Below are 18,757 nucleotides of genomic sequence, written 5' to 3' on the forward strand. Positions count from 1 at the left end.
GATGAAGGAGGTAGACTAGTTGCGTAAGTTAAGTAATAGTAAAGATACTAATATAAAAAAAGACAGTATAAAAAAATCTAAAGTTTTGTCATATGGACACAATGGAGATTTTTACTACGAGATATATAAAATAATCCCTCTACTATTTATAGTGGGATTATTGCCATTTGTTATTAGGCTTAAAATAATCCCACTAGAAGGACCATTTTATGAATTTTGGAATGGTGAAAAAATTAATGCAGATTTTTTTACATATTATAAACAAATATTTATATATATAGTAACGTGTTGGGCAATGTTAAACACTTTTCTTTTTACAAAAAAAATTAAATTTACTAAGGCATATTATTTTATGGGAACCTATGCAATATTAATAATATTATCTACCGTTTTTTCGAAATACCCTCAGATAACACTGAATGGATTTGTAGAACGAAGAGAAGGTATGTGGATAGTGCTTTGTTATTTACTTCTTATGTTTTCAACTATAAACCTAGTAGAAACGGAGAAACAAATTAAAGCTATAATTTACACATTGGGCATATCAGGAGTCATAATATCTATCATATCAATTTTTCAATATTTTGGGATGGATATATTTGCAACTGAATTTGCCAAGGACTATATGATTTCTAAAGAAATACAAGCACAAATAAAGGAATTTAACATACAGTTTGGAGAAAAATATTCATACGGAGTGTTTTATAACCCTAACTATTTAGGAGGATATATAAGTTTTTATGCACCATTAATGCTATCATTTGCTATAATATCTAAAAATATAAAAGAAAAAATCATATTTTCTATATTCTTTATACTTTCTATCCTTGCATTATATGGCAGTCGTAGTGAAGCAGGAGTATTAGGGACGATAGGAACTGTATTACTACTAATATTAGTGGTAATAGCTAGATATATAATCAAAGATAAGCCTCAAGAAGAGTATAAAAAAATAATGTTTGCGAAATTTGTACCTATATTAGGAGTACTTATTATATTGCCAGTGAGTTTATCATACATACCAATCTCACAAAATCCACTAACTAGAATAAGAACTGAAGCAGTAGCTTTATTTAAACCATCCGACTTAAAAAGCAAAGATTACAAGGAGATAGGGCCTATAAATGATATAAAACATATAGATGATAAAATGATTGAAATAGTAATTAATCAAAGTTCCACTTATATTAAAATTGATGATTCTTCAAATATAAATATTTTGGAAGAAGATAAAGTTGTTTGGAATAAAAATATAGATGATTTGATTGATGGAGAAATTTATATTTTAGATAGTCACGAATCATATCAGGCACAATTGTTGCTCAATAAAACTGAATATAGTGATGTTTATGGTATAAAGTATAGTGCAAATCCCTATGGAGTAGATTTATATTTTATATTTGATAAAGGAAAATTGAATATAGCTGATTCTTTTTATAAAAAATTAGATATTAACAGAGATTTGCAGCCATCTAAACACATTGGATTTACAGGTAAAGGTATGATAGCCAGTGGAAGAGGATATATATGGTCAAGAAGTTTTCCTATTATGATTGAAAATCTTTTGATTGGGACAGGTCAGGATTCTTTTGTAATTGAATTTCCTAGAAACGATATTTATGGTAGACAAGTAGATGACCACTTAACTAGATTATGGATTATTACTGATAAACCACATAGTTTCTATATACAAGTGGGGGTCCAATCAGGAGTTTTATCATTAATAGTTATTTTAATTGGCATATTTTTATTATTATATAGAAATATTCAAGATACTTTTTTTAGTGATGTTAAATATAACTGGAATATAATGAGTTTAGGGATTGTAGGATATTTAATTTCATCAGTTTTTAATGATAGCATCTTAGCTATTTCTCCAATAATTTATATTTTTATAGGAATTTGTATATCATTAACTATTAAGAACTCAAAGGAAAGGATATTATAATGGAAAAACAAGAAGAAATATCATTTGCTGATTTGACACATATATTATTTAAAAAAAGAATAATAGGATTCAAAGTTTTTGCGTTGGTTGCTATATTAACATTTATTTATGCTTTTTCTCCTCTTTTTGAAAACAATTATAAATACGAGGCTTCTAGTAGTATATCTATTATATATAACTATAAGACTCCGACTAATCCCGAAGAAATAAGTGAAGGATATGTGTATTATCAAGACAGAATGCAAAACAATATGATACCTACGATTAAAGGATATATAGAATCTTACACATTATTGCGTAATGTTATTTCAGAATTGGATATAAAGAATAAGAAGGGTGAATATTTAAGAGTAAAGAAATTGAAAGAGAATATAGAAATTGTAAATCCAAATGGAAGTAATCTCATTATGATATCAGTTAAAGATAGTAATAATAAAATTGCTGAAGATATTGCAAATGAGATACCTAGAAAATTAGTAGAAATGGCAAAGGCGAACGAAAATTTGAAAGATTATGAAATTGTTATTATAGATAAAGCTATGTCCTATAAGCTTAATTCTAACACATTGCCTATTTTCTTGATATTTGGCTTAGCTTTTGGATTAGTACTAGGAATAATAGCTTCTTTTATAAGTACTTATTATAGCAAAAGGATTCAGCTACCATCTTATCTAACAGAAAATGGATTTGAAGTAGATTTAATTCTTAATAAACAACTAAGCAAAACTGAAATAGATAAAATTCTATATTTTGTTATGCTAGCCAATTTTGAGAGTGTTTTAATTGGATTAGATGATAATATTGAGAAATATAATATTGAATATATTAAAGAAATGTTTGATGAAAATGAGATTAAAATTAATATATTAAATTATACCGATAATAATTTTTTAGTTCAATCGAAGTTATATGATAAAACTTTTATTATAGTAGAAGAAAATTTTACAAACAAGGATCATATCAATCAAATTTCAAATTTGAATAGTAAATATAATTTAGGTATAAATGCTATTTATATTGAAAAATAGTAATAGTTATAATAATGCATGCTATCAATATTATTAATAGCATGCAGAGGTTATTGATTGCGAGGTATATATGCTGAAATTAATTTACAAAAAGAAATCAGTAGATTTTATGTTCATGATTATAACAACAGTAGCTGTTTTTATAGTTTTGTATTTGCTTTCTTTTTTATATAATTGTGAGTCACTTTTTTTATCCATTTGTTTAGTTACTTTGGTATTATATCTTTTACCTGCCAACAATAATTACAGTAGATTATTCTCTATTCTTTATTATTTTTTGCTTTGTATTTTAACTAAAATCCAGCTAATTAAATTTGAATTTTTGCCACAAGCAAATGAGTTACTGAAAATGGATGATAGTCTGTTATATTGGATTTTAAGTGGTCACCCTCATTCGGTGAGGCTTTTAATATCTTATCCAGGATATATTTTTTCGCAAATATTTAACGTAAACTTGAATATAGGCTTTACGTATTATTGTATAATTCTTCTTTCATTTTTATATTTTTTAATTATAGACAATATAAGTAAATACAGAAATAATAAAAGAAATATTTCTTTCGTTATTAAATGTATGATTACATTAATACCATTATTAATTTTAGCATTCATAATGAATGGAAGATTAATTCCTGCATTTTTTGGATTCATGATAGTGATAAGTCTATTTTTGGAGAATGAAAATAAGAAAATAGCTATAAATCCTTTATTTATATCTAAGTTATTTTTTGGTTTTCTCTTTACAATGGTAAGTAGTGGAACTATGACTGTTACTTTCGTATTCTCAATAATATCCCTATATATAACAAACAGTGATAAGGTTATAAAGAAAAAAAACATAAAAAAAATTGTGATAGGTTTAATTATACTTTTACCAGTAATATATAAATTTTTTACATATTTTTTATTTATGCTAAATAAAAATATTACTTTCTATGGTGGAGGAATTGATGGAGCTGTAAATATGCTTAATCATGGGGCAGGTAAAATCTTTGTTTCTAATATGTTTATTTTTAGCATATTTGTTTTCATTGGTACAATATTTTTATTATCAAACTTAGGATGTATATATACTAAAGTCAAATCAAATGGCAATAAAATATACTTATTCTTAGCTGTGAATATAGCATTTTATGGGATATTTTTTGGAATATCTACGGGCTTAATGATGATTCCGCCATGTATTGTGCTAATTATGATAAGAGTATAAAGGAGAACGATATGGAATTAATGTTTATTACTAATAAGGTTGAGGAAGCTGTTAGTGCAGAACAGGCAGGTATAGACATAATATTTGTTGATTTAGAAATAAATGGAAAAAAAGAGAGACAAGGGCATTTAGATACACATATAGCGGACCATAAAATAGAAGATATTAAATTAATAAAATCAAAAATAACAAAATCATTAATTTTAGTTAGAGTTAATCCTTTATATAATAAAACGCACGAAGAGGTTAACATAGCAATAAATTATGGAGCAGATATAATTATGCTTCCTATGTTTAAAACTGAAAATGAAGTTAAAGAATTTATAAAAATTGTTGATAAAAGAGCTGAAGTTTGCTTGCTGCTAGAAACACCTCAGGCATTGAGTCGAATTAAAAATATTATAGAAGTTAAAGGGATAGATAGAATTCATATAGGATTAAATGATTTGCATTTGGGAATGGGACTTGATTTTATGTTCGAGTTATTATCTGGTGGAATTGTAGAATATTTGAGCGACACGATAAAGTATAAGGATATAAAATTTGGATTTGGTGGGATTGCAAAAATTGGTCAAGGAGATGTTCCGGCGGAAATAATAATTGGAGAACATTATAGGTTAAACTCACAATCGGTTATTTTATCAAGAGAATTTAGAGAAAAAGTGATACATCAAGACTTTACTAACAACTTAATTAAGGAAATAAAAAAAATTAGGGATATAGAAAGAAAAATAAAAACATGGTCTGAAATTGATTTTGCAAGAAACAGAGAAGAAGTGATAGAGAGGGTGAATGAAGTTGTTTCAAAAAAACAACGAATTTATAACGAAAAAAAATAATTTTTATATCAAATTTGGAAAAAGAGCAATTGATTTAATAATTGTTTTTCCTTCTATTATAATTTTATCGCCAATATTTATTGTGATAATGCTTTTGATTTCTATAGATTCAGAAGGTTCACCTCTTTACAAGCAAGAAAGGGTAGGACAATTTGGAAAAGCTTTTTATATATATAAATTTAGAACAATGCTTAAGGATGCTGATAAATTGGGACCTAAACGTACCTCGCAAGATGATAATAGAATTACAAAAACAGGCAAATTCTTAAGACGAACTAGTTTGGATGAGCTGCCCCAACTATTCAATGTTTTAAAGGGAGATATGAGTCTTGTGGGTTATAGGCCTGGGGTATATGAAGACTATCCACAAGAGTATATTCAAACTGAAATATTTAAATTTAAGCCTGGGATATCAGGATATGCTCAGATTAATGGAAGAAGTAATTTAACTCAAGACCTAAAATTATATTGGGAAAAAGAGTATACTAAAGATATTAGTTTTAAAACTGATTTAATGATAATAATTAAAACTATACTTAATGTTTTAAACAAGAAGGATGTAAATTAAACTATTCAAATCTGGAGGTATAAGATGTGTGGTATTGTAGGTCAATTTTCAATTGATGAGAAAACTAACTTATTAAGCAAGACTGAAGAATTAAGCAAGATGTTAGAATCTATGATTCATAGAGGACCAGATGGAGAAGGAAAATATGAGTCTAAAAATTTAATTATGGGGATGAGAAGGTTAAGTATTTTAGATTTAGATAATGGATTTCAGCCAATATTTAATGAAGATAAATCTATTGTTGTAGTATTTAATGGAGAAATTTATAACTATATTGAAATTAAAGATGAATTATTAAAAAAAGGGCATAAGTTTTATACCTCTAGTGATACAGAAGTGTTAGTGCATTTATACGAAGAATATGGAGAAGATTTTTCGAGTTACTTAAATGGAATGTTTTCATATACACTTTTTGATATTAAAAATAATGTTCTAATTGTTTCTAGAGACAGAGTAGGTGAGAAACCATTATACTATTCTATAATGAATGATATTTTTTATTTTTCATCTGAAATAAAATCTCTATTATTATGCAGTGATATAAAGTGTGAAGCGAATAAAGATTCTATTAATGATATGCTAACTTTTAATTATGTTCCATACCCTAATACAGCATTTAAAAATATTTATAGATTAGAGCCTGGGAAGAGCATCATAATTAAAAATAATAAAATATCAAAAAAAACATATTGGGAAATTCCTAAAAAGTCTATATATAATAATAACTTTGAAAATTTTGAAACCTTAGATTCACTTATTTCTAACAGTGTTGAAATAAGGATGAGAAGTGATGTAGAGGTAGGAGCTTTTTTAAGTGGAGGGATTGACTCAACTATAGTAACAAAATACATGAGAGAGAAAACAGAAGATTCGTTTAAAACCTTTTCAATTGGTTTCACTGAAGAAATCTATAATGAGTTAGATTATGCAAAAAAAGTATCGGAAACATATAACACAAACCATATTTATAAGATAGTTAATCAAGATGATTTTTTAGAGCAATTAGTTAACTCTATATGGTTTTGTGAAAATCCTCACGGAGATGTATCTTTTGCGCCTACATTTATTTTATCAGAATTAGCATCAAAATATTTAAAGGTAGTTCTTACTGGTGATGGGGGAGATGAAATTTTTGGAGGATATGATAAGTATTTGGATTTTATCTATAATCAGGAATTAGATATAAATGAAAATTTTAAAAATTATTTTAATAAAATTAGTGTTTTTAATATTTTAGAAAAAGAATCGATTTTGTCTAACGAGTTTAAGTCTGATTTAATTGAGATTGATTCTTTTAAAAAAATTGAAGAAAAATATATAGGAATTCATAATTCGGATTTCATAAATAAAATAATGTATTTTGATTCAGACTATTTGTTAGAAGGAAATAATTTAGTGAAACCTGATAGAATGGGTATGGCTAACTCAATTGAGGGAAGATACCCCTTGTTAGATTATAGAATAATTGAAATGATGTTTAACATAGATTCTAGTAAGAAAATCTACAACGGAGAAAAAAAATATTTACTTAAAAATATTCTTTCTAAAGATTTTGATGATGACTTTATAAAAAGGAAGAAACAAATGTTTACAGTACCAATTGGTGAATGGTTCAAAGATAAGGAGTTTATTGATAAAATTAATCCAATTATATGTTCAGAGAAGTTTAAAAATAGAGGGGTATTTAATTATGACAGAGTTTTAAAAATGATTCAATCACATCAAAATAGCCAGGAAAACTATACTAGACAGCTTAGAGCTATATTAGTTGTAGAGTTATGGTACAGAATATATATTGATAATAAATTTACTAAAAAACCATCATTTAATGATCTTATATAGGAGGGTGATTAATTGAAAAAAAAGATATTTATTCCAGTATATGGAGGAGGGCATTGTAAATTAATTATTTCATTATATGATAGTCTTATAAGAAAGTTTGATGTAACAATTCTAGCTCTCACTTTGGCGGAAGAATACCTAAGTAATCATGAAATACCATATAAAACATTAAAAGATTATTTAGAATATATAGATTTAGGAGATAATATTGTACAATTAGGAGATCAATTTATAAAAGAAAATAATATTGATTATGAGAGGATTGGATTATATAATTCTTCAATATATTATGGATGCAATATTAGAGATTATATATTAAAGTATGGGGAAGATGATATAGTTGATTCGTATGGAAAACAGAATAGGCTTATATTTCTTCCTATAAATACAATGGAGGCAATATTAAAAATTGAAAATCCAGATGCTGTTTTAACTACAAATTCACCAAGGTTTGAAAGAGCATCCATATTAGCAGCTAAGAATCTAGGAATTACAAACTATTCTATTGAAGATTTGCTCGGAAATAGTCGTGTGTTTTCTTTAAAGGATACGAATACTGATTATTATGGGGATTATATATTTGTTCTCAACAATTTTGTTAGAGAAAATTTGATTAATCAAGGAGTAAAGGCTAAAAAGATTGTTGTTTCAGGCTTGCCTACTTTTGATAATTTAAAAAATCATTATACTGATATTTTTAATTTTAAACAAAGATATGGTATTGATTTGAATAAAAAAATTATAACTTGGGCTAGCCATGTATCAGAGGATGAAATTTATATCTTTGAAGAATTATTAAAAGTCTTTACTTTAAACAATGAGTATTTATTAATAATAAAACCTCACCCAAATGAAGATTATTCATATATGGAAAAGATGCTTGCTAAAATACATACAAATTCAATACGTTTAATTGAAAATTGTGACATTAGGGATTTAATAAATATTTCAGAATTATTACTTACTCAATACTCCACTTGCGGATTAGAAGCTTTATTTATGCAAACACCAGTTATAGTTTTAAATCCATTTGATAAAAAATATGATACTGATTATTCTTCTTTAAATATAGCAAGTAAATGTCAAGATTTGAGTAAGATTTTAATAAATATTGAAGAAAAAAAGCAATATCATTTAAATTTTGAAGTAATAAATAATTCAATTAATAATATGATTAATTTTATTGATAATACAATTTAATTTTAATATAAGAAGGTGAGAGTTGTTGTGAAAAAATTACTAATAACTGGAGCAGACGGCTTCATTGGAAGCCACTTAACAGAAGAATTGATAAGACAAGGCCATAAGGTTAAAGCATTTGCATACTATAATTCATTTAATACATGGGGATGGCTAGATACCCTTCCTGCAGATATTATGAAAGAGGTAGAAGTTTTTACTGGAGATATTAGAGATTCTAATGGGGTAAGAGAAGCAATGAAAGGGATGGAAGAAGTCTATCATCTTGCAGCGCTTATAGCTATACCTTTTAGTTATCATTCTCCCGATACGTATGTAGATACTAATATAAAAGGAACTCTAAATGTATTACAAGCAGCTAGAGATATAGATATATCAAGATTACTTATAACCTCTACATCAGAAGTTTATGGAACAGCTCAGTATGTTCCGATAGATGAACTTCATCCATTTCAAGGTCAATCTCCATATTCTGCGACTAAAATAGGAGCAGATAGACTTGCAGAATCTTTTTATCGTAGCTTTAATATGCCAATTACTATTGTAAGACCATTTAATACCTATGGGCCTAGGCAGTCAGCAAGAGCTGTAATACCTACTATAATAACTCAATTACTAGCAGGAAAAGAAGAGATTGAATTAGGTTCATTGACTCCAACTAGAGATTTTAACTTTGTAAAAGATACTGCAAATGGATTTATAGAAATCGCAAAATCGGATAAAACTATAGGCGAGGAAATAAATATTGCAACGCAACAAGAAATATCAATAGGTGAACTTGCACAGGAACTTATAAGACAGATTAACCCTAATGCAAAAATAATATGTGACAATCAAAGACTACGACCTGAAAAAAGTGAAGTGAATAGATTACTTGGTTCTAACGAAAAAATAAAGAAGCTTACAAATTGGAAACCAAATTATACTTTTGAGCAAGGAATAGCTGAAACAGTAGAATTTTTTAAAGGAAATCTAGATAAATATAAAACTGATATTTATAATATTTAGTTTGGAGGAGAAATTTATGAAATATTGTAAAAAATGTGTAATGCCAGATACTAGACCGGGGATTAAATTTAACGAAGAAGGAATATGTTCAGCGTGTCAGTCTTATGAAAGAAGAAAAGGGATAGACTGGGGCAAAAGATATAAAGAATTAGAAGCTCTATGTGATAAATATAGAGGGATGAATGGAGATTCATTTGATTGTGCTATAGCCGTAAGCGGTGGAAAAGATAGTCATTATCAGGTTTATTTAATGAAAGAAGTTATGAAAATGAATCCGATATTATTTAGTGTTGAAGATAATTTTAAAATGACTGAAGCGGGTAAACATAATTTAAAGAATATCTCAGAAGAATTTGGTTGCCCTATTATAAGCTTAAAGCCTGACATTAAGGCTCAGAAAAAACTAATGAGATATACTTTTGAAAAATATGGAAAACCAACTTGGTTTATAGATAGATTAATATATACTTATCCTATGCATATGGCATTAAAATTTAATACACCACTATTGGTTTATGGAGAAAACGTAAGTTTTGAATATGGGGGTTCAGATTATGAGGAGACATATTCGGCTAGAAATCAATTAAACAACGGTGTTGCTTCTGATATTGATGCAAATGAACTTCTTGAAATAGATGGAATTACAAAACAGGTATTAGATCTTACGAAAGCGCCATCAATTGATGAGCTTAATAAACTTGACCCTATGTATGTATCGTATTTTATACCTTGGAATAGTTATTCAAATTATATTTTTGCAAAGACAAGAGGCTTTCATGATTTAACTCATGAATGGAACAGAACACACCACATAGAAAATTTTGATCAAATAGATAGTAGGGCATACCTAGTACATTCTTGGCTTAAATATCCGAAATTTGGGCATGCATCAGCTACTGACTATGCTGCTAGGTTTGTAAGATATGGTCTTTTATCGAGAGAAGAAGCAATAGAATTAGTAAAAAAACATGACCATGCTTTAGATGTGAATTCTGTAAGAGACTTTATAAATTTTGCAGGGTATACTGAGTCCGAATTCTGGGAAATAATTAATAAAGTTTATAATAAAGATATATTTGAAAAAAATATATTTGGTGAATGGAAATTAAAAACTCCTATTTGGAATGAAAAGTAGGCGATATATATGAGCGATAAATTTATACCTCTATCAGTACCTAATCTTAAAGGAAATGAGCTGAAATATGTTACTCATGCAGTAGAAACTGAATGGGTATCAACTGGTGGACCATATATAAATGAATTTGAAGAGAAAATAGCAGAGTATGCTAAATGCAAAGGGGCAGTGTCTTGTCAAAATGGTACAGCTGGACTTCATACGGCGCTTATTGTTTGTGATGTAACAAAAGATGATGAAGTGATAGTTCCAACACTTACATTTATAGCTGCTGTTAATCCAGTAAGATATGTAGGAGCAGAGCCAATATTTATGGATTGTGATGATTCTCTTACAATGGATGTAGATAAACTTAGAACATTTTGTGAAAACGAGTGTGTGTTTCAGAACAATAAATTAATGAATAAAACTACTAAAAAACATATAAAGGCAGTTTTAGTAGTTCATGTGTTTGGTAATAGTGCAGATATGGAAAGTATTATGGAAATAGCACATACCTTTAATTTAAAAGTAATTGAAGATGCTACAGAGGCTATAGGAACCTATTATATATCAGGAAAATATAAAGGAAAGCATGCTGGTACTATTGGCGATATAGGAGTATATTCTTTCAATGGGAATAAGATAATGACTACTGGCGGCGGAGGAATGATAGTTTCTAATAATGAAGATTTATTATCTAGAGCTAAGCACTTAACAACGCAAGCTAAGAGTGATGAACTTTATTATACTCATGATGAAATAGGCTTTAATTACCGTATGACAAATCTTCAAGCAGCACTAGGATTAGCTCAATTAGAACAATTAGAAGATTTTATAAAAACAAAGAAAAGAAATTATGAATATTATAAAAAAGAGTTAAATAATCTAGATGGACTAAAAATATTAAATTTTAATGAGGATATTAGACCCAACTATTGGTTTTATGGTTTATATATCAAAGATTCATTTAAGTTAAACAGAGATGAACTTATATCATATTTAGCTTCACATAAAATCCAGACAAGACCTATATGGGGATTGATTAATGAGCAAAAACCTTATTTAGATGTTCAAGTATATCAGATAAATAAAGCAAAAGATTATTTGAATCATATTATTAATATACCTTGTAGTTCAAACCTAAGTATTGAAGATGTTACTATGGTAATAAATTGCTTAAAAGGTATTTAGAAAGATTTTAAAAACCTTTTGAAAGAGGTGAACTATGAATATTAAAGATTTTCTTATAGATGAAGATAAAAGTATGATAGATGCTATGTCGCAATTAGATTTAGTTGCAAAGAAAATACTTTTTGTAACAAAAGATGATAAATTTGTTGCAGCAATTACCGATGGGGATATAAGAAGGTGGATACTTAAAAAAGGTAATCTAGATGCTAATGTTAGAGATATAGCAAATTATTCTCCTAAAACAATGCTTATTGAGGATAAAAATAAAGCGAAAGATTATATGAAAATTAATGAAATAGAAGCATTACCTATAATAGATAATGAAAATAATATAATTTCTATTGTGCTATGGAACGATGAAGAAATTAAAAATAAGAAAGAACTAGATATACCTGTTGTAATAATGGCTGGAGGATTAGGAACTAGGCTTTATCCCTACACTAAAATATTACCTAAACCACTTATTCCAATAGGAGAAATCCCAATATCAGAGCATATTATTAATAGATTTAATAAATATGGATGTAAAGAATTTCATTTAGTAGTCAATCATAAGAAGAACATGATAAAGGCATATTTTAATGAAATAGAAAAAGATTATATCATTAATTATGTAGATGAAGATATACCATTAGGTACAGGTGGTGGGCTTAGTTTATTAAAAGGAAAGATAAATTCGACATTTATTCTATCGAATTGTGACATCTTAATTGAAGAGGATTATGAAAAAATATATAAATTTCATAAGGACAATAATAATCTAATAACTATGGTTTGCTCTTTAAAAACTATTAGAATTCCTTATGGAGTTGTAGAGATAAATAAAAATGGAGAAATAGAGGAAATGAAAGAAAAACCAGTTCTTTCATTTTTTACTAATACGGGAATGTACATAGTTGAACCTAAAGTAATAGAAGAGTTAAATGAGAATGAATTTATTGGCTTTCCAGATATAATAGAAAAATATAAAAACAATGGTGAGAAAGTAGGAGTATATCCTATAAGTGAAAACAATTGGTTAGATATGGGTCAAATAGATGAAATGGAAGAAATGAGAAGAAGGTTAGAAAAAGATGAATAAAAAAATATTACTTATAGGTGGAGGAGGGCATTGCAAGTCAGTACTTGATACTCTGCTATTATTAAATGAGTACAATGAAATTGCAATAGTAGATTTGTTTGAAAACATTGGTAATTCAATAATTGGAATACCGATAATTGGCGCAGACACAGATTTAGCACATTTATTTAAAGATGGGTATGAGTTTGCATTTATAACTATGGGAAGTATAGGGAATCCAAGATTAAGAATAAAGTTATATGACGAGATAAGTTCAATTGGATTTAACATACCTAACATAATTGATATTTCAGCTAATGTAAGTAACTTTACAAAACTAGGTAAAGGGATATTTATAGGGAAAAAATCAATTGTAAATGCAGGAGCGATAATTGGTAATGGAGCCATTATTAATACAGGTTCAATTATTGAACATGATTGCAAGATAGGAGAGTTTGTGCATATTGCGCCAGGAGCGATACTCGGTGGAGCAGTTGAAATAGGTAAGAATTCTCATGTGGGTTCAGGTGCTATAATAAAACAACAGATAAAGATAGGCGATAATAGTGTTATTGGCATGGGTAGTATTGTTACAAAAATTATAGGAAACAACAAAAAAGCATACGGGAATCCGTGTCGTGAGGTGAATGACTATGAATAGTTATATAATTGCAGAAGCAGGAGTAAATCACAATGGAAGTTTAGAATTAGCTAAAAATCTAGTAGATAAAGCTAAAGAGGCAGGAGCAGATTGTGTAAAATTCCAAACGTTTATAGCTAGTCAGATTGTTTCTAAAAATGCGGTGAAAGCAGATTATCAGAAAAAACAAACAGCGAACTCGGAATCTCAACACGAAATGTTAAAAAAATTAGAATTATCATTTGATGATTTTATAGAACTAAATAATTATTGCAAAGAAATAGGTATAGAATTTCTTTCAACAGCCTTTGATTTTGAAAGTATAGATTTTTTGAATCAACTAGGTATGAAGGTATGGAAAATTCCGTCAGGAGAAATTACTAATCTTCCATACTTAATTAAAATTGCAAAGTTGAATAAAAAAGTGATTCTTTCAACTGGTATGAGTACAATGAGGGAAATAGAAGATGCTGTAAATATACTTAAGGACCATGGAGCAAGTGAACTAATAATACTTCATTGTACGACAGAATATCCTACTCCTTATGAGGATGTAAACTTAAATGCAATGTTAGCTATAAAAGAAAAATTTGGATATGAGGTAGGATATTCTGATCATACTATGGGAATAGAAGTTCCAATAGCAGCAGTAGCACTAGGCGCAAAGGTAATTGAAAAGCATTTTACTTTAGATAGAACTATGGATGGACCAGACCATAAAGCAAGCCTTGAGCCAAGTGAGCTTAAAACCATGGTGGATGCTATTAGAAACATTGAATTATCAATGGGAACAGGGATTAAAGAACCTGCTGATTCAGAAAAGAAAAATATAGCTATAGCTCGTAAAAGTATAGTAGCAAATCAATCAATTAAAAAAGGCGATATTTTAACTGAAACTAATCTTACTGTAAAAAGACCTGGAGATGGAATCAGTCCAATGAAATGGTTTGAAATTATTGGAACTAAGGCTATAAGAGATTTTGAAGAAGATGAGTTGATTGAGATATGAAAAAAATTATTAGTGTATTAACTGCTACTAGGGCAGAATATGGGTTATTAAAACCTGTTATAAAAAAATTAAACAAAATAGAAGATTTTGATGTGAGACTGGTAGTTACAGGTGCACATCTATCACCGGAATTTGGATTAACATACAAAGAAATAGAAGCAGATGAAATTTATATAGATGAAAAAATAGAAATTTTACTTAGTTCAGACACGCCGTCTTCTATTTCTAAGTCTATGGGCCTTGCTATGATAAGTTTTGCAGATTATTTTAGTAAATTAAAACCTGATTTATTAATAGTTTTAGGTGATAGGTATGAAACTTTGGCTGTAGCTATGACAGCTATGAATCAGAGAATCCCTATAGCTCATATGCATGGAGGAGAAACGACTGAAGGAGCAATAGATGAAGCTATTCGTCATGCAATTACAAAGTTAAGCTATTTACATTTTGCAAGTACAGATGAGTATAGAAATAGAGTAATTCAACTCGGGGAAGCTCCTGATAGAGTATTTAAAGTTGGAGCTACAGGAATAGAAAATATTATAAATGAACCGTTATTTACAAAAGAAGAATTAGAGTTACAACTTGGTATTTCTTTAGATAAAAAATATGCAGTAGTTACATTCCACCCTGTTACTCTTGAAAATTCCACTACTAAAGACCAAATAATAGAATTATTAGAAGCTTGTAAGAACAAAGATGATATAAATTTTATCATTACTAAGGCAAATGCAGACGCTGATGGTAGAGTAATAAATACTTTGATTGATTATTATGCTAGTAATACTTCAAATATATATGCTTATACATCACTTGGATTAAAAAGATATTTAAGTGCACTTAAATACTGCATTATGGTAATAGGTAATTCATCTAGCGGAATAGTTGAAGCACCTAGTTTTGGTGTGCCTACTATTAATATAGGAGATAGGCAAAAAGGAAGAATTCAAGCATCAAGCATTATTAATTGTGAACCTAAAAAAGAACAGATAATGAATTCAGTAGAGATTGCTATTTCAGATTCATTTTTAAATATAGCAAAAAATACGATTAATCCATATGGAGAGGGTAATACATCTGACAAGATTGTAAGGATTATAGTTGATTTTTTAGGTAATAATAAGATCAATTTAAAAAAGAAATTTTATGATTGTGAGGCTAAATAATATGAAAAATCTTGCAATTATTCCAGCAAGGTCAGGCTCAAAAGGGCTTAAAGATAAGAATATAAAATTATTAAATGGAAAACCATTGATATCATATACAATTGAAGCTGCAATTAATAGTAAAATGTTCGATGAAGTCATGGTTTCAACCGATTCAATAGAGTATGCAGAGATTGCTAAACTGTATGGTGCAAAAGTGCCTTTTATGAGAAATAGTGAACTTTCAAATGATACTGCATCATCTTGGGATGTAGTAAGAGATGTATTACATAAATACAAAAAAGATGGTAAAGAATTTGATACTGTTGCATTACTCCAGCCAACATCGCCGCTTAGAACGGGTAAAGATATTATTGAAGGATATAAAGTATTGAAAGATAAATCTGCAAATATGATTGTTAGTGTATGTGAAGTGGAGCACTCTCCTCTATGGATGAATACACTTTCAAAAAATAATTCTATGGAAAACTTCATTAATTCAAATATAGTTGGATTACCAAGACAAGAACTTGAAAAATATTATAGAATAAATGGAGCTATTTATATAATAAAAACGGAGTATTTATTAAAGACAAATAATATTTATAAAGATAAAAGCTTTGCTTTAATAATAGATAAGAAGAAATCTATTGATATAGATGATGAATTAGATTTTATAATTGCCGAGATACTAATAAAAAGTACAAACTTAGATACTCTTTAGGAGATACTTATGAAAAAAACAGCATTATTGATAATGATAATTACATTGTTTTCCAAACTTTTAGGATTTGGAAGAGATATTTTTCTTTCATATTTCTTTGGAGCATCTGGCATTACAGATGCTTACTTAATTTCATTGACAATTCCGAGTGTTATATTTGGTTTTATAGGGATAGGGATTGTGACAGCATATATACCAATGCAAACAAAAATTGTTTTAGAAGAAGGAGAAGAAGAAGGCTCAAAGTTTACTACAAATTTTACAAATGCAATTCTTGTTCTTACAACTATTATTTTTTCTTTTGGTTTAATATTTACAGAAAATATTGTTAAAATATTTGCATTAGGCTTTTATGGTGACACATTGATGTTATCAGTAGAATTTACTAGAATTAGCTTATTTGGGATGTACTTTACAGCACTAGTTTCAATTTTTAGTGGATACTTACAAATTAAAAAAAATTATGTAATTCCTGCTTTAGCAGGGTTTCCATTTAATATAATAGTAATTATATCTATTTTTTTTGCTTCGAAAGGCAATTATAAAATACTAGCTATAGGAACACTGGTCGCTAGTGCTTCACAATTTATAATGCTAATACCATTTATATATAAAGAAAAGTTTAAATATAGTTTGTATGTTAACTTTAATAACGATAAATTAAAGCGAGTTTTATATATAGCTTTACCATCTGTTTTAGGCGCATCGGCAAATCAAATTAATACACTTGTTGATAAAACAATTGCATCTTCAATATCGGTTGGGGGAATATCTGCTCTTAATTATGCAGATAGACTTAATATATTTATTCAGAGTCTTTTTGTTTTATCAATAGTTACCTCAATGTATCCTATCATTTCTAACTATGCTAGTATAAATAACATAAAAGGAATTAAAGAAACTATTATGGAGGCAATTAGCATTATATCTTTAGTTGTTATTCCAATTACAGTAGGGGCTATATTCTTTAGCAAAGAGATTATTACATTATTGTTCGGACGAGGAGCATTTAATGAGCAAGCCATTGTAATGACATCTTTGGCTTTATTTTATTACTCATTTGGAATGTGGGGATATGGATTAAGAGAAATATTATCAAGAGGATTTTATTCTATTCAGGACACAAAAACACCGATGCTAAATGCAACTTTTGGAGTAGTAATTAATATCATATTAAATATAATTTTATCAAAATACATGGGTGTAGGAGGACTAGCTCTTGCGACATCAATTTCTGGATCTATAACTGCATTATTATTATATATTAGTCTTCAAAAGAAAATTGGATATTTTCAGAACCGAAAACTAATTATTTCACTTATAAAAATTTTAATTGCATCCCTTATTATGGGAACAATAGCGAAAAAAAGCTTTGAGCTTATGTCTAATTCAATAAATTTTGGTTTTTCTTTAATAGCTTCAATTTTCTTAGGAGTATTGGTATATTTTATTGCCATTTTTATCATGAAGATTGAAGAATTAAATAACATTACAACTATTTTTAAAAATAAAATTAAAAAAGCATAGTAGTATCTCCCTAAAAGAGATAAATATATTGGAACAAAAGGTTAATTCTTATAGAATTGAAATGCTAGATTATTTGAGAGGAATTATGGCTATAGCTGTAATGAGTTATCATTTATTAATACCATTAACTTACTCTTATGTTATTAGTAATTATAAACTTATTTTTCTAAACTATTTCTTTCTTTTTGCATGGGTAGATCCAATTAGTTATATAGCTATTGGAGCATGGTCTATTGGAAATGAATGTGTACTTCAGCAACTTTTTTTTGTGAAATAAAAGCATTTTTCTTACTTCTGTTTTTAGATTTTTAGGGAATATTTCATATTCAATTTACCTAATTCATCCTTTAATATTTTTTAATGTAAAAGGATTTTTAGCGAATGACTTAAAATATGATTCAGAGGTAGTATTAAATATAATATTAATTTCAATCACGATATTAATATTTACAATTACATATAAGATAAATAGAAAGACTGTGTATAGCTTTAGGCAAAAAAATAATTGTTTGTACAAAATAATAGAAAATTTTAGTGGAAAGTAAAATAGAAATAATTATGGCAATAATATATAGAAATTCAAGGCTTTCTTATTTTCTTAGAATAATAATGAACTTATGAAGGTTTATACAATCTAATCAAGACTGGACGAGATTAAATCAGCTTGACATTAGAGGTATATATTAATGAAAGCGAGAATA

The 18,757-nt window shown here is 27.9% G+C and carries 16 protein-coding genes; all 16 read left to right on the plus strand.

From position 1 onward, the window contains the following. Nucleotides 1-19 precede the first annotated feature (19 nt). The 16 genes from CLOST_RS01915 (at nt 20) to murJ (ending at nt 18,056) form a co-directional block, all read left to right on the plus strand. Nucleotides 20-1,948 carry an O-antigen ligase family protein gene (locus CLOST_RS01915; protein WP_013360578.1) on the plus strand — a complete coding sequence of 643 codons (1,929 nt, stop codon included), beginning with the start codon at nt 20-22 and terminating at the stop codon, nt 1,946-1,948. Beyond that, nucleotides 1,948-2,976: a YveK family protein gene (locus CLOST_RS01920; protein WP_013360579.1), complete on the plus strand. Its 1,029-nt coding sequence runs from the start codon at nt 1,948-1,950 to the stop codon at nt 2,974-2,976. The genes CLOST_RS01915 and CLOST_RS01920 overlap by 1 nt, the downstream gene beginning before the upstream one ends. A 574-nt stretch (nt 2,977-3,550) precedes the next feature. After that, nucleotides 3,551-4,186 (plus strand): hypothetical protein, encoded by a 636-nt coding sequence (locus CLOST_RS13865; RefSeq protein WP_157858277.1) that lies wholly within the window; start codon nt 3,551-3,553, stop codon nt 4,184-4,186. An 11-nt stretch (nt 4,187-4,197) separates the two neighbouring features. Next, complete coding sequence (locus CLOST_RS01930; RefSeq protein ID WP_013360581.1) at nt 4,198-5,025, plus strand: aldolase/citrate lyase family protein; 828 nt, start codon at nt 4,198-4,200, stop codon at nt 5,023-5,025. Beyond that, nucleotides 4,979-5,593: a sugar transferase gene (locus CLOST_RS01935; protein ID WP_013360582.1), complete on the plus strand. Its 615-nt coding sequence runs from the start codon at nt 4,979-4,981 to the stop codon at nt 5,591-5,593. Before CLOST_RS01930 ends, CLOST_RS01935 begins: the two co-directional genes overlap by 47 nt. Nucleotides 5,594-5,617: 24 nt before the next feature. After that, nucleotides 5,618-7,435, plus strand: a complete 1,818-nt coding sequence (gene asnB / locus CLOST_RS01940) for an asparagine synthase (glutamine-hydrolyzing) (RefSeq protein WP_013360583.1) — start codon at nt 5,618-5,620, stop codon at nt 7,433-7,435. Between the two features lie 12 nt (nt 7,436-7,447). Then, entirely contained in the window at nt 7,448-8,635 is a 1,188-nt protein-coding gene (locus CLOST_RS01945; protein WP_013360584.1) for a CDP-glycerol glycerophosphotransferase family protein, read from the plus strand. A gap of 27 nt (nt 8,636-8,662) precedes the next feature. Then, nucleotides 8,663-9,643: an NAD-dependent 4,6-dehydratase LegB gene (locus tag CLOST_RS01950; RefSeq protein WP_013360585.1), complete on the plus strand. Its 981-nt coding sequence runs from the start codon at nt 8,663-8,665 to the stop codon at nt 9,641-9,643. Nucleotides 9,644-9,659: 16 nt separating this feature from the next. Then, the gene (locus CLOST_RS01955; RefSeq protein WP_041487076.1) at nt 9,660-10,778 is read left to right on the plus strand and encodes an N-acetyl sugar amidotransferase; all 1,119 of its coding nucleotides are present in this window, start codon (nt 9,660-9,662) and stop codon (nt 10,776-10,778) included. Nucleotides 10,779-10,787: 9 nt separating this feature from the next. Further along, nucleotides 10,788-11,951: a LegC family aminotransferase gene (locus CLOST_RS01960; RefSeq protein ID WP_013360587.1), complete on the plus strand. Its 1,164-nt coding sequence runs from the start codon at nt 10,788-10,790 to the stop codon at nt 11,949-11,951. A gap of 34 nt (nt 11,952-11,985) precedes the next feature. Continuing rightward, entirely contained in the window at nt 11,986-13,032 is a 1,047-nt protein-coding gene (locus CLOST_RS01965) for a sugar phosphate nucleotidyltransferase (protein WP_013360588.1), read from the plus strand. Continuing rightward, nucleotides 13,025-13,672: an acetyltransferase gene (locus CLOST_RS01970; RefSeq protein WP_013360589.1), complete on the plus strand. Its 648-nt coding sequence runs from the start codon at nt 13,025-13,027 to the stop codon at nt 13,670-13,672. Before CLOST_RS01965 ends, CLOST_RS01970 begins: the two co-directional genes overlap by 8 nt. After that, on the plus strand, nt 13,665-14,660 hold the full coding sequence (gene neuB / locus CLOST_RS01975; RefSeq protein WP_013360590.1) for an N-acetylneuraminate synthase: 996 nt from the start codon (nt 13,665-13,667) through the stop codon (nt 14,658-14,660). The genes CLOST_RS01970 and neuB overlap by 8 nt, the downstream gene beginning before the upstream one ends. Continuing rightward, complete coding sequence (gene neuC, locus CLOST_RS01980; RefSeq protein ID WP_013360591.1) at nt 14,657-15,826, plus strand: UDP-N-acetylglucosamine 2-epimerase; 1,170 nt, start codon at nt 14,657-14,659, stop codon at nt 15,824-15,826. The genes neuB and neuC overlap by 4 nt, the downstream gene beginning before the upstream one ends. A 1-nt stretch (nt 15,827) precedes the next feature. Beyond that, complete coding sequence (locus CLOST_RS01985; protein WP_013360592.1) at nt 15,828-16,529, plus strand: acylneuraminate cytidylyltransferase family protein; 702 nt, start codon at nt 15,828-15,830, stop codon at nt 16,527-16,529. Nucleotides 16,530-16,538: 9 nt separating this feature from the next. Next, entirely contained in the window at nt 16,539-18,056 is a 1,518-nt protein-coding gene (gene murJ, locus CLOST_RS01990) for a murein biosynthesis integral membrane protein MurJ (RefSeq protein ID WP_013360593.1), read from the plus strand. Nucleotides 18,057-18,757: the final 701 nt, after the last annotated feature.

It is taken from the genome of Acetoanaerobium sticklandii (assembly GCF_000196455.1).
Classification (GTDB): domain Bacteria; phylum Bacillota; class Clostridia; order Peptostreptococcales; family Filifactoraceae; genus Acetoanaerobium; species Acetoanaerobium sticklandii.